Source organism: Myxococcales bacterium (assembly GCA_016717005.1).
Taxonomy (GTDB): domain Bacteria; phylum Myxococcota_A; class Polyangia; order Haliangiales; family Haliangiaceae; genus UBA2376.
In genome coordinates, this window is record JADJUF010000016.1 from 229,967 (window position 1) to 241,995 (window position 12,029).

General features: G+C 75.3%; 8 protein-coding genes. All 8 read left to right on the forward strand.

The window, feature by feature from the left end:
- Window positions 1-8: 8 nt before the first annotated feature.
- The 8 genes from IPL61_16875 to IPL61_16910 all read left to right on the forward strand — a co-directional run bounded on the left by IPL61_16875 (window position 9) and on the right by IPL61_16910 (window position 11,828).
- On the forward strand, window positions 9-1,328 hold the full coding sequence (locus tag IPL61_16875; protein MBK9032919.1) for a hypothetical protein: 1,320 nt from the start codon (window positions 9-11) through the stop codon (window positions 1,326-1,328).
- Window positions 1,325-4,486 (forward strand): hypothetical protein, encoded by a 3,162-nt coding sequence (locus tag IPL61_16880; GenBank protein MBK9032920.1) that lies wholly within the window; start codon window positions 1,325-1,327, stop codon window positions 4,484-4,486. The genes IPL61_16875 and IPL61_16880 overlap by 4 nt, the downstream gene beginning before the upstream one ends.
- A gap of 73 nt (window positions 4,487-4,559) precedes the next feature.
- Complete coding sequence (locus tag IPL61_16885) at window positions 4,560-5,282, forward strand: SPOR domain-containing protein (GenBank protein MBK9032921.1); 723 nt, start codon at window positions 4,560-4,562, stop codon at window positions 5,280-5,282.
- Window positions 5,283-5,552: 270 nt separating this feature from the next.
- Entirely contained in the window at window positions 5,553-8,234 is a 2,682-nt protein-coding gene (gene mutS, locus IPL61_16890) for a DNA mismatch repair protein MutS (GenBank protein MBK9032922.1), read from the forward strand.
- 10 nt (window positions 8,235-8,244) lie between these two features.
- Entirely contained in the window at window positions 8,245-9,099 is an 855-nt protein-coding gene (locus tag IPL61_16895) for a serine/threonine protein kinase (GenBank protein ID MBK9032923.1), read from the forward strand.
- Complete coding sequence (locus tag IPL61_16900) at window positions 9,096-9,449, forward strand: hypothetical protein (GenBank protein ID MBK9032924.1); 354 nt, start codon at window positions 9,096-9,098, stop codon at window positions 9,447-9,449. Before IPL61_16895 ends, IPL61_16900 begins: the two co-directional genes overlap by 4 nt.
- A gap of 8 nt (window positions 9,450-9,457) precedes the next feature.
- Window positions 9,458-11,197, forward strand: a complete 1,740-nt coding sequence (locus IPL61_16905; protein MBK9032925.1) for a tetratricopeptide repeat protein — start codon at window positions 9,458-9,460, stop codon at window positions 11,195-11,197.
- A 10-nt stretch (window positions 11,198-11,207) separates the two neighbouring features.
- Window positions 11,208-11,828, forward strand: coding sequence for a sigma-70 family RNA polymerase sigma factor (locus IPL61_16910; GenBank protein MBK9032926.1), 621 nt, complete (start codon window positions 11,208-11,210; stop codon window positions 11,826-11,828).
- Window positions 11,829-12,029 lie beyond the last annotated feature (201 nt).

The following is a 12,029-nucleotide window of genomic DNA, read 5'->3' on the forward strand; positions in this document are numbered from 1 at the left end:
TGGCTGCCATGGACCTCGCTCGCTTCCGGATCGGCTGGGCGGCGGTGGCAGTCGCCGCGGCCGCGGCCTGCACCGCCTCTGAGTCGGAGGTCCGCCCCGACCCCGACACGATCTTCTTCCCGACCGCGGTCACGGTCGCGCCCGACGACTCGGTCGCGTTCGTGGTGTCCGCCAACTCGGACCTGACCTACGACTCGGGCACGGTCCAGGTCGTCGACCTGAGCGCGGTCGAGCAGGCGGTCACCGCCTGGAAGACCAACCGGACCGTGCCGCCCGACTGCGCGGCGTCGGTCGACCAGCCCGAGACGCTGGCGTGCGCCGAGAAGGACTTCCTGATCGACGACGCCGGGGTCCGGATCGGCAACTTCGCGACGTCGGTCGCGACCCAGGACCTCGGCGGCGGCAAGCTGCGCTTGATGGTGCCGGTCCGCGGCGATCCGTCGGTGACCTGGATGGACTGGGATCCGACCACCCGCCGGCTCGGCTGCAGCGCCGGCGCCGGGTTCGCGCTGTGCGACGACGAGCACCGGCTGATCCGCGTGCGCGACGACGCCGCGGTGCCGCTGCCGAGCGAGCCCTACGGCGTGTTCATCGACTCGGTCGGTGAGTTCGCGATCGTCTCGCACTTCAGCCGCGGGACGATCTCGCTGATCGACTCGCCGGCGGCGGGCGTGCCGACGGTGGTCGACGCGGCCTCGGTCGGCATCGAGGCGGGCATGTCGGGCGTGGCCGGTCGCAACCCCGGCGGCGACGATCTGGTCTACGTCCAGAGCCGCGGCAACGACCGCGTGTTCCTGCTCACCGTCGGCCGCCAGGCCGGGCGGGCGCCGTTCATCATCAGCGGCGGCTTCTTCTTCCAGAACGGCATCGGCGCCGGCGCCAGCGCCGGCGGCATCGGCGAGGACTCGCGCGGGCTGGTCTTCCGCGACGGCGGCGACCGCGCGTTCTTCATCAACCGGTCGCCCCCGGCGCTGCAGCAGCTCGACACCAGCCTCGATCCGACCGGCGTGCCGCGCAACCGCCTGATCGCCTCGACCGACATCTGTCGCAAGGCGACCTCGGTGACCGCGGCCGACAGCGGCGTCGGCGAGCGCGCGTTCGTGACCTGCTACGAGACCGGCGAGCTCTACGTCGCCGATCCGCGCGGCGGCGGCACGGTCGAGGCGACGACGCTGGTCGGGCGCGGCCCGATCTCGAGCGCGGTCGCGCCCAGCCGGCGCCTGCTCCTGGTCGCCAACTTCCTGGACGACTCGATCGCGGTGGTCGACATCGATCCCCAGTCGCGGTTCGCGCACCGTGTCGTCCTGCGCATCGGAGGCAAGTCGTGAACCCCCGCCTGCTCTTCGTCGCCAGCGCGGCCACGCTGCTCGCCTGCGGCGACACCGGCACCGTGAACACCTCGACCCGTAGCTTCGATCACCCCGTCGACGTCGCGTTCGGGTGCGTCGGCCGGATGAAGGTCCTCGCGACCGGCGAGGAGAAGCTCACGCCGATGCCGCTGCGCGCGTGCGCCGCCCGGGCCATCGGCGACCCGGCCGCGGTCGACGCGGCCAACCCGACCATGCCGGGCCAGGAGGCCATCCTCAACGACAACCAGTTCTGGTACGCGCTCGCGGTCCAGCCCACCAACGGCACCGTGACGGTCGCCAACGCCAAGCTCCTGGGCGTCGCCGACGGGCTGACGCCGGAGGAACCGCCGGAGTACCAGGCCGGCGCGTTCGCGGTCGAGGACTCCGATCCGCTGATCCCGGGCCACAACGCCCTGACGGTCGGCTCCAGCCCGCTCGCGATCGCGACCGACACCGCCGGCTGCCACGTGCTCACGGCCAACGCCGGCACCTGCGATCTGTCGGTGATCGAGCTCGAGCGGGTGCGCCTCAAGGACGAGACCCCGATCGTGACGGCGCTGCCGATCACCGCGGGCGGGCAGCCGTTGCGCGCCCGCCCGGCGGCGCTGGCCGCGGTCGATCTGGACTCGCCGGTCGGGGTCGAGTGCCCGGCCACGCCGGTCGGGATCCACTACGTCTCCTACCCGGACTGCCACGCGGTCGCCGCCGTCGACGGCGCGACCGGCGCGGTCGTCGCGTCGATCCGCTTCGCGGCCGATGGCACCGCCACGATCGGCGGCGGTGACCTGACCTGCCCGCGCCAGTGCGGCGAGCGCGATCCGATCGTCGACGGGGCCCGGCCGATCGCGCTGGACATCATCCGCGACGATCGGGTCGGGCTCCAGAAGATGGCGATCGGCCTGGCCAACCGCCCGGTCGTCACGGTCGTCACGTTGACCGCGGCCGGCCTCCCGGACTCGGTCCAGCAGGTGGATCTCGAGGGTGACGTCGGCGTCATCGACGTCGCGATCTCCAAGCAGATCACGATGGGCGGGGTCACCGGCGGGCTCGACGACGGCACCGGCGATGGCGACGAGGCCCAGTTCGTCTACGCGGTCGCCACCGACGGCACGGTCCGGGTCACCGAGGTGCTGGTGGCCGAGCAGGAGTGCGACACCCAGGTCGATCCGCGCTACCTGCTCGACATCCGCGACGGCAGCCGCTTCATCTGCCTCGGGGTCGGCCAGGTCGGCACGCCGCCGCGGCGGGCCCTGGCGCGCGGCCCCGGCGTCGAGTTCAGCAGCGCGGCGCGGCCCGTGGCGGTCGCGATCGGGACCAACAACAACAAGCGGACCGGCGACGCGTCCCCGACCGTGCTGGCCGGGCACTTCGCCTACGTCGCGCTCTCGAGCGGCGCGACCGCGGTGGTCAACATCGACGACGACAACTACGCCGACTTCGGCGTGGCCTCCGACGTGCTGGGCTCGCAGCTGCCGCTGGCGATGCCGCACCAGATCCGCGACGGGATCGGCGAGCGGGCCGTGAACGCGGTCCGTGGGGCCGGCTCGGTGTACGAGGGCACGCGCAACTGCGCCGCGACCGGCCCGGACAGCCAGGCCTCCAGCTCGGTCTTCGTCGGCGGCCCCCGGGTCGACACCACGCCCCAGCGCGTGGTCCAGACCAGCAGCATCGCCGAGACCAAGGCCCACGTGTTGCCGTTCTTCCACCAGGACGAGTGCATCGACACCTCGCCCGAGGCGTCGACCCGCCCCGTGTCCGACCTGGCCTTCCCCGTGCTCGACACGATCCGCAACGAGGCGTTCCCCGACTGGCGCGCGGTGCCGGCCGAGGAGGACTGGACGTTCACGTGGGAGGGGCGCCTGTCGCTCGATCGCACCGACGGCACCAACGTCGTCGACGGCCCCCAGGTGCGGTCCGGCATCGTCGACATCGGCGGCGGCGGCATCTCGGTCGTCGACGGCGCGGCGCCCTACTGCGCCGCCGGCGTCGAGCCGCGCGACATCGTCACCTTGCTCGGCTGCGACCCGGCCCGCGGCGACGCCCAGTGCGGCCTCAACGAGACCTGCTACGTCCACCCGGACGCGACGGTCGCGACCGGCGCGTGTCTGCCGAAGGATCGCGCCGCCGAGCTCGGCGGGCTGTGCCGCGACTACCTGGTGTCGCTGCGGCAGTTCGCGGTCCAGGACGCGTTCGCTGGCCGCCTGACCCTGCGCGAGCGGACCCGCGAGCTGCGCACGACCCCCCTGTCCGGGTGCACCTCCGATCAGCAGTGTCAGGATCTGGCCCGCTACGACGCCCAGCTGGTGTCGTCGGCGCAACCCGAGGACGACACGACCGCGGCGCCGGCGTTCACCTACGCGTGCCGGCCCGATCCGTTCCGGACCACCGCGGTCAACCGCTGCGTCATGACCTGCGCCAGCGACGACCAGTGCGCGGCGGGCACGCTGTGCCGGGCCGGGCGCTGCATCGAGGGCGTGGTCCCGGCGCCGGAGTGTGCCGCGGGCGCGCAGCGCTACGACCTCCGGGGGGCCGACGCGCTGGTGGCGATCGGCGGGCGCTCGGGCTTCCTGCACCCGATCGTGGCCGAGGCCGGCACCGGGCGGTGCGTCAAGGACCCGACCGCGCACCCGCTCGTGGTGGGGCGCATCCCGCTGAGCGTGCCGCCGTGCGCGGGCGACGGGCCCACCGATCTGGCGCCCAACCCCTGCAGCCTCACCGTCGATCAGACCGAGCGCGTGGCCGACTACGTGCCGGGCACCTGCACCTTGACGACCACCGGCAGCAAGGTCGTCCATCGGTCGGCCGCCGCCATCCGGTTCCGCAACCCGGTGTTCAACCTGACCCTGGTCGATCCGACCTACCCGGGCGACGTCATGTGCCACCAGGATCGCGCCGGCGCGCTGACCGACATCCCCACGGTGTTCCCGGGGTTCATCCTGCGGTTCCACCTCACCGCCGGCTTCCAGCCGCAGTTCATGGGCGAGGTGGTGGCCCAGCCCGCGAACGTGGTCCGCGCGCCCGATCGGTCGGTCTGGGTCGTGGACGCCGGTGACTACGTGTCGGACTCCGTCAGCATCCGCGGTCAGCTCGTGCGGGTGTCGCCGCAGAAGCCCACCAGCTCGATCACCCTGCGGTGACGCGCGGCCGCCCCGCGGGCGGAAAAGTTGCTCCCAGCCGGTTCATGGGCAAGCGTCGGGGTAGGAGCTGCCCATGGCTGGAACGGATACCGACCTGTACAAGGACAAGATCGAGGTCAGCCTCGACGGGCGCCAGATCTTCTACCTCTTCTTCGGCGGGGCCGTGGTGGCGTGCCTGGTGTTCGTGCTCGGCGTGATGGTCGGCCGACGGCTCGAGGCCCGCGGCCACGTCGACAAGGTCGCCGCCACCTCGAGCGCGCGCGATCCGCTGGCGGCGCTCGACAAGCTCGGCGCCGGCGACGGCCCGATGACGTTCCCGACCGCGCTCGGCGGCAGCGGCAACCCGGCCGCCGCGGTCGATCGCGAGATCGCCGCGATGAGCGCGCGCCGCGCCGCGGCCGCCGCGCCGGCGACCCGCCCCGAGGACCCGGCGCCGGCGACCAAGCCCGCGGCCGGCAAGCCCGAGGCGCCCAAGCCGGTGGCGGCGAAGCCGGAGCCGGCCGCGCCCAAGCCGGTGGCGGCGAAGCCGGAGCCCGTGGCCGCGAAGCCCGAGCCCGCCGCCAAGGGCAAGTTCACGCTGCAGCTCTCGGCGTTCCAGGATCAGGCGGAGGCGGAGGCGTTCCTGTCCACGGTCAAGTCCGCTGGCTACGGCGCGTACATCACCTCCGCCGACGTCGACGGCACGAAGTTCTACCGCGTCCGCCTGGGCACGTACCCGACCTACGAGGACGCCGTCGCGGCCAAGGGCGAGTTCGAGAAGAAGGTGCCCAAGATCGCCTACGTCACGCGCCTGTGAGGTGACGGCGGGTGTGGCCGGCCGTCGGGTGAGGCCGGCCGTCGGGTGAGGCCGGCCGACGGGTGAGGCGGCGGGGGGGGGGGGGGCGGGGGGGGGCGGGGGGGGGGGGGGGGGGGGGGGGGGGGGGGGGGGGGACGGTGACGACGGGTGACGGGGCGGGGGGGCGGGCGGGGGGGGGCGGGGCCGCGCGGCGACCGTCAGGGTGATCGGCTACAAGCGGCCGTCGTGGCTCGTCCGTCCTCCGCAGGCTCGCCGGCCCAGACTCCGCTGATGCGGCAGTTCCTGGAGATCAAGGATCGCCACCCGGACGCGATCGTGTTCTTCCGGCTCGGCGACTTCTACGAGATGTTCTTCGAGGACGCGGTGGTGGCGGCGGGGCTGCTCGACCTGACGCTGACCACCCGCGACAAGGGCAAGGTCGACGCGGTGCCGATGTGCGGCGTGCCCCACCACGCCGCCCGCGGCTACGTCGCCAAGCTGACCGACCTCGGCCACAAGGTCGTCATCTGCGAGCAGGTCGAGGACCCCAAGCTGGCCAAGGGCCTCGTGCGGCGCGACGTCGTGCGCATCGTGACGCCCGGGGTGGTCGTCGACGAGGACGCCCTCGATCCCAAGGCCGGCCGCTACGTCGCGGCGCTGGTGTGCGGCGTCGCGCCCGCGCCGCCGTCCCCGGCGCGCACCGGCCGTCACGCGGCGCCCGCGGCCGAGCCCAGGCCCACGCCGGCGCCGCCGCGCTGGGGCCTGGCGTACCTCGACGTGACCACCGGCGAGTTCCGGGCCACCGAGCTGGCCAGCGCCGCGGCCGCCGTCGACGAGCTGGCCCGGGTCGCGCCGCGCGAGGTGATCGTCGCGGCCGCGGACCTGGAGCCCGACGGCGCCGCCGCGCCCGGCGCGCCGATCCGGCGGTTCGCGGCGGTCTGGGGCGCCGCGCCGGTGCCGGACCTCGACGACGCCCGCGCGCTCCTGGCCGCGGCCCTGGCCGAGCCGCTCGCCGACCTCGCGACCGCGCGGCCGCTGCTGGTCCGCGCCGCCGCCGCGGTGCTGGCCTACGCCCGGGCCACCCAGCCCAGCGGCAGCTTGCCGATCGCGCGCCTGGTCGCCTACGAGCCGTCGGCGACGATGGTGCTCGACGAGGCCGCGATCGCCAACCTCGAGCTCGTGGCGACCCTGGTCGGCGGCCAGCGCACGTGCTCGCTGCTCGAGGTCCTCTACGAGACTGCCACCGCGCCCGGCGCGCGCCTGCTGCGTCGCTGGCTGCTGTACCCGCTGACCGACCTCGGCGCCATCGGCGCCCGGGCCGACGCGGTGACCGACCTGTACGCCGCCGGCGAGCTGCGGCGCGAGCTGCGCCAGCAGCTCCGCACCACCAGCGACCTCGAGCGCCTCGCCGGCAAGGCCACGCTCGGCGTCGCCGGCCCCCGCGACCTCGGGCGCCTGCGCGACACGCTGATCGCGCTGCCCGCGCTGGCGACGCTGGCGGCGCCGGCGCCGCGGCTCGACGGCGCGCCCGCGCTCAACGATCTGCGGACGGTCGCGACCCCGGCGCTGGCGGCGCTGGCGAGCCGGCTCGACGCCGCGCTGGTCGAGCAGCCGGCCGCGCTGGTCAAGGACGGCGGCTTCATCCGGCCCGGCCACGATCCCGAGATCGACGAGTGTCGGGGCCTGGCCGACGGCGGCAAGGACGCGATCGCCGCGATCGAGGAGCGCGAGCGCGCGCGCACCGGCATCGCCAGCCTGAAGGTCCGCTACAACCGCGTCTTCGGCTACTACATCGAGATCACCAAGAGCCAGCTGGCGCGGGTGCCCGACGACTACCTGCGCAAGCAGACGATCGCCGGCGGCGAGCGCTACGTCACGCGCGAGCTGGCCGAGCTCGAGGCCAAGGTGCTGGCGGCCCAGGACACGCTGGCCGCGCGTGAGGCCGAGCTGCACCGGGCGCTGGTGGCCGAGGTCGCGGCCGCGTACCAGGCGCTCCTGGCCGCGGGCGCGGCGATCGCGACCCTCGACGTGTGCGTCGCGCTGGCCGACGTCGCCGAGCGCCGCGGCTGGCACCGGCCCACCGTCGACGCCGGCGCGATCATCGACATCAAGGACGGCCGCCACCCGGTGGTCGAGGCGCTGGTGCCGGCCGGCACGTTCGTGCCCAACGACGCCCGCCTCGACGCCGATCGCGAGCAGGTCGTGCTGGTGACCGGGCCCAACATGGCCGGCAAGTCGACGTTCATGCGCCAGGTCGCGCACATCGTCATCCTGGCCCAGGTCGGCAGCTACGTGCCGGCGGCGGCCGCGACGATCGGCGTGTGCGACCGGGTGTTCACGCGGGTCGGCGCCACCGACAACCTGGCGCGCGGTGACTCGACGTTCATGGTCGAGATGCGCGAGACCGCGGCGATCCTGGCCCACGCCACCCGGCGCTCGCTGGTCGTGCTCGACGAGGTCGGCCGCGGCACGTCGACGTTCGACGGCGTGTCGATCGCCTGGGCCGTGGTCGAGTACCTGCACGACGCGGTCGGCGCGCGCACGCTGTTCGCGACCCACTACCACGAGCTGGTCGCGATGGCCGACGATCGCCCGCGGGTCCACAACGTGTCGGCGCTGGTGCGCGAGCAGGGCGGGGAGGTCGCGTTCCTGCGGCGGATCGTCCCGGGCGCCGCGTCGCGCAGCTACGGCATCGACGTGGCGCGCCTGGCCGGGCTGCCGCGCTCGGTCATCGGCCGCGCCCGCGAGATCCTGGGCCGCCTCGAGGGCGACGGCGGCGCGCTGCCGTCGGGCCGCCGGCTGGCGGCGCGGCCCCCGGGCCAGCTGTCGCTCCTGTCCGACGGGCCGCCGGCGCCGCGCGCCGATCCGCGCGAGGCCGAGGCGCTGGCGCGGCTGCGCGCGCTCGATCTCGATCGGACCACGCCGATCGCGGCCCTGACGGCGCTGGCGGAGCTGCGCGCCCTGATATCCTAGGCGGGCCTCCGTGGCGGATCCCACCGACAAGTCGACCCTGCCGTCGCCGATCCGCGTCGGCCGCGGCGACGTCGACCCCGAGCTGTCGACGGTGCTGCCCGGCGGCCTGACCAGCGACGACGCCGACGCCAGCGCGCTCGATCCGCTGCTGGCGGCGGTGGCGGCCACCGCGACGCCGGAGGCCGAGATCGCGCCCGACACGGTGGTCGGCGAGATCTTCCACGTCGTGCGCCGGATCGGCGCCGGCGGCATGGGCGTGGTCTACCTGGCGCACGATCAGTCGCTCGAGCGGCCGGTGGCGGTGAAGTTGCACCGCGCCGGCCGTGGCGCCGATCGGCTGCAACGCGAGGCCACCGCGATGGCGCGGCTGTCGCACCCGCACGTCGTGACCGTGCACGCGGTCGGGCGCTTCCGCGACGACGTGTTCGTGGCGATGGAGTACGTCGCCGGCGGCACGCTGCGGAGCTGGCTGCGGGCCGAGCCGCGGCCGTGGCGCGAGGCGCTGGCCCGGTGCCGCGCCGCCGGCCTCGGGCTGGCGGCCGCCCACGCGGTGGGCCTGGTCCACCGCGACTTCAAGCCCGAGAACGTGCTCCTGACCGAGGCCGGGGTGCCCAAGGTCGCCGACTTCGGGCTGGCGCGCACGTCCGGCGACGACCGCCCCGACAGCGTCGATCCCGACGTCGCCTCGACCGAGTCCGGCAGCGGCCGGCGCAGCGGCGGCGCCGGCAGCGGTCCGCGCAAGGACGTCCTGTCGGACCGCCTGACGATGACCGGCGCGATGGTGGGCACGCCCGCGTACATGGCGCCCGAGCAGTTCCGCGGCGCGTCGTCGACGCGCGCGCCGATCAGTTCGCGCTGGCCGTGATGATCTGGGAGGCGCTGTACGGCGAGCGGCCGTTCGCGGGCGCCGACGCCCGGGCGCTCGAGGAGGCGGTCCGGCGCGGCCCGCCCCCGCCGCCGCGCAAGTCGCCGGTGCCGCCGCCGATCGCCGCGGTGCTCCAGCGCGCGCTCGCGGTCGCGCCGGCCGGGCGGTACCCGAGCGTCGATGCGTTCCTGGCCGCGCTCGACCGCGCGGCGCGCGATCGGCGCTGGCCGCTGTGGCTGGGCGCGGGCGCGGTCGGGCTGGCCGGCGTCGCGGTGGCCGCCGTGACGCTGCGCGGGGCCACCCCCTCGATCCGTGCGCGCGCGCGACCGCGTCGGTCGATCGCGCCCTGACCCCGGCGTTGCTCGAGCGCGTCGACGCGGCACTGCGGACGACGACCGGCACGGTCGGCAGCGACGTGCTCAGGCGGGTCGGGGCCGCGGTCACGACCTACCGGACCGCGGCGACCTCGGCCTGCCGGGGCGCCCAGGGCCAGCGCCAGCTCGCGCCCGAGCTGGCCGCGCGCAGCGACGCCTGCATCGCGTACCGCGCCCAGGTGGCGGCGGCGATCATCGACGACGGCGCGCTGATCGCCCGCGACCTCGGCGCCTACGCCAGCAAGGTGCGGGCGTTGCCGAGCCCGACGCCGTGCCTCGACACGGTCGCGCTGGCCGCCAACCCGGCCGCGCCCGGGCCCGAGGCGGTCGCGACCCGCGCCGACCTCGAGGTCGCGATCATCGACATCTCGGTCGATCAGCTCGACGCCGCCGCGGCGCTGATCGAGCGCGCGACGCCGGGCGCCGCCACCGATCGCGCGACCGCGGCGATGCTGCTGCGCGCCCGGGGCGAGCTCGCGGCGGCCCGCGCCGACTACCCGACGGCGGTCCGGCTCCTGGCCGACGCGTACTACGCGGCCCAGGCGCTCGACGACGCGCACGTGTACCTCGGCGCGCTGGCGATGCTCGTGCGCGTGGTCGGCGACATCCAGGCCAACACCGGGGCGGCCGAGCCGTGGGTGCGCCTGGCCGACGCCGCGGTCGATCGCGATCGCCGGCGCGCGCCGGGCGAGGTCGTCGGGCTCATGCTCGCGCTGGCCGCCGCCGCCGATCGCCGCGGCGACGGCTCGACGGTGCTGGCCCGGACCCAGCAGGCGCTGGTGCTCAGCGGCGAGACCGATGAGCCGATGGAGCTGGCGGCGCTCGAGCACAGCGTCGCCAACGCCCTGGCCGGCGCCGGGCGCTACCCCGAGGCGATCGATCACGAGCGGCGCGGGCTGGCGGCGTGCGTCGCCAGCCTCGGCCCGGGCCACTCGACCTGCCTCATGTTCCGCGCCACCCTGGCGCTGCTCCTGGCCGAGAGCGAGCAGGCCGACGCGGCCATGCTCGAGGCCCTGGCGGTGCAGCAAGAGCTCGACGCGGCGCCGCCGTCCACGCTGACGGCCTACGCCGACGCGCTGGTCAACGTCGGCAACGTGCTGCTCGATCAGGCGGCCTACCGCGATCAGGCCGCGCGCGACTTCCGGATCGCGCGCGAGCTCTACATCGGGGTCCACGGGCCGCGCCACCCGGACGTCGCCCGCATCGAGAGCAACCTCGCGGTGATCGACATGAAGCGGGGCGCCTGGGCCGAGGCCGCCGCCGCCCTGGCCCGGTCGCTGGCGATCCAGGAGGAGCACCTCGGCCCCGACCACCCCGACGTCGCGGGCACGTTGTTCAACCTCGGCACCGCCCAGCTGCGCAGCGGCCAGCTCGGCCCGGCGCTGGCCGCGGCGCGGCGCGCGGTCGCGGTGTTCGAGGCCAAGTCGCCGGGGTCGAGCCGCCACGTCTACACGCTGCGGATGCTGGCCGAGATCCTGACCCGCAGCGGCCAGGCCGCCGAGGGCGAGGCGGCCGCCCGGCGGGCGTTCGCGCTGGCCGCGGCCGGGGGCCTGGCCACCGACAACATGGCGATCGAGATCGCGCGCGCCGACGTGGCGCAGGGCCGTCGGCTCGACGAGGCCGCGCGCCTGCTGCGCGCCGCCCGGCCGGCGTTCGAGCCCTATCCCGAGGTGTTCGCGCACCAGCTCGCCGAGATCGATGCTCTGCTCGCGCAGCTGAAGTAGCATCGGAGCCGTGGCCGACCCCGACCCCGAGCGCGCTGTCCGCGAGGCCGCGGTGCGCGCGCGCCTCGACGCGGGCGACGCCGCCGGCGCGGCCACCGCGACGATCGAGCTCTACGGCGCCGAGCTGGTGAGCTTCCTGCACGCGGTCGCGCGCGACGAGGATCTCGCCGCCGAGGCCTACGCGATGTGGTGCGAGGATCTGTGGAAGGGGCTCGCGGGGTTCCGGTGGACGTCGTCGCTGCGGACCTGGGTCTACGCCCTCGCGCGCAACGCGCTCTACCGGCTCCGGCGGGCGCCGCGCCGCCGCGAGCGCGGCCACCTGCCGCTCGACCTGGCCAAGGACGCCTACGATCGGGCCCAGCAGATCCGCACCGCGACCGTCCAGTTCCTCCGCACCGAGGTGAAGGACGAGGTCCGCCGCCTGCGCGAGGCCCTCGAGCCCGAGGACCACGAGCTCCTGATCTTGCGGATCGATCGCAAGATGTCGTGGCGCGAGGTCGCCCAGGCGATGCCGGGCGCCGCCGACGAGCCGCTCGACCGTCGGGCCGCGGTCCTGCGCAAGCGCTTCGAGCGCGCGAAGGCGCTCTTGCGGGCGCTCGCGGCCGAGCGCGGGCTGCTCACGCCCGACTGAGCTTCCAGGGAGGCCTGTCGCCAGGTCTCCCCTCGTCGGGCTCGTCGGGGGGCAAGCCCCGACGAGCCGCCCCTCCGAGACCTCCGAGGCGCGAGACTCCCGGCGCGTCGACCGGTGCTCGACCGCCGCGTGGACGCGCGATCGGGGGGCGGCGCCCCCTCCCGCCCCGGAATGGGGGGCGCGACCCCTCGTCGCATCTGG

Bases quoted from the DNA above. Each gene is read 5' to 3' on its own strand.
- IPL61_16875 (MBK9032919.1), top strand. From the start codon at position 9: ATGGACCTCGCTCGCTTCCGGATCGGCTGGGCGGCGGTGGCAGTCGCC.
- IPL61_16885 (MBK9032921.1), top strand. From the start codon at position 4,560: ATGGCTGGAACGGATACCGACCTGTACAAGGACAAGATCGAGGTCAGC.
- mutS (MBK9032922.1), top strand. From the start codon at position 5,553: ATGCGGCAGTTCCTGGAGATCAAGGATCGCCACCCGGACGCGATCGTG.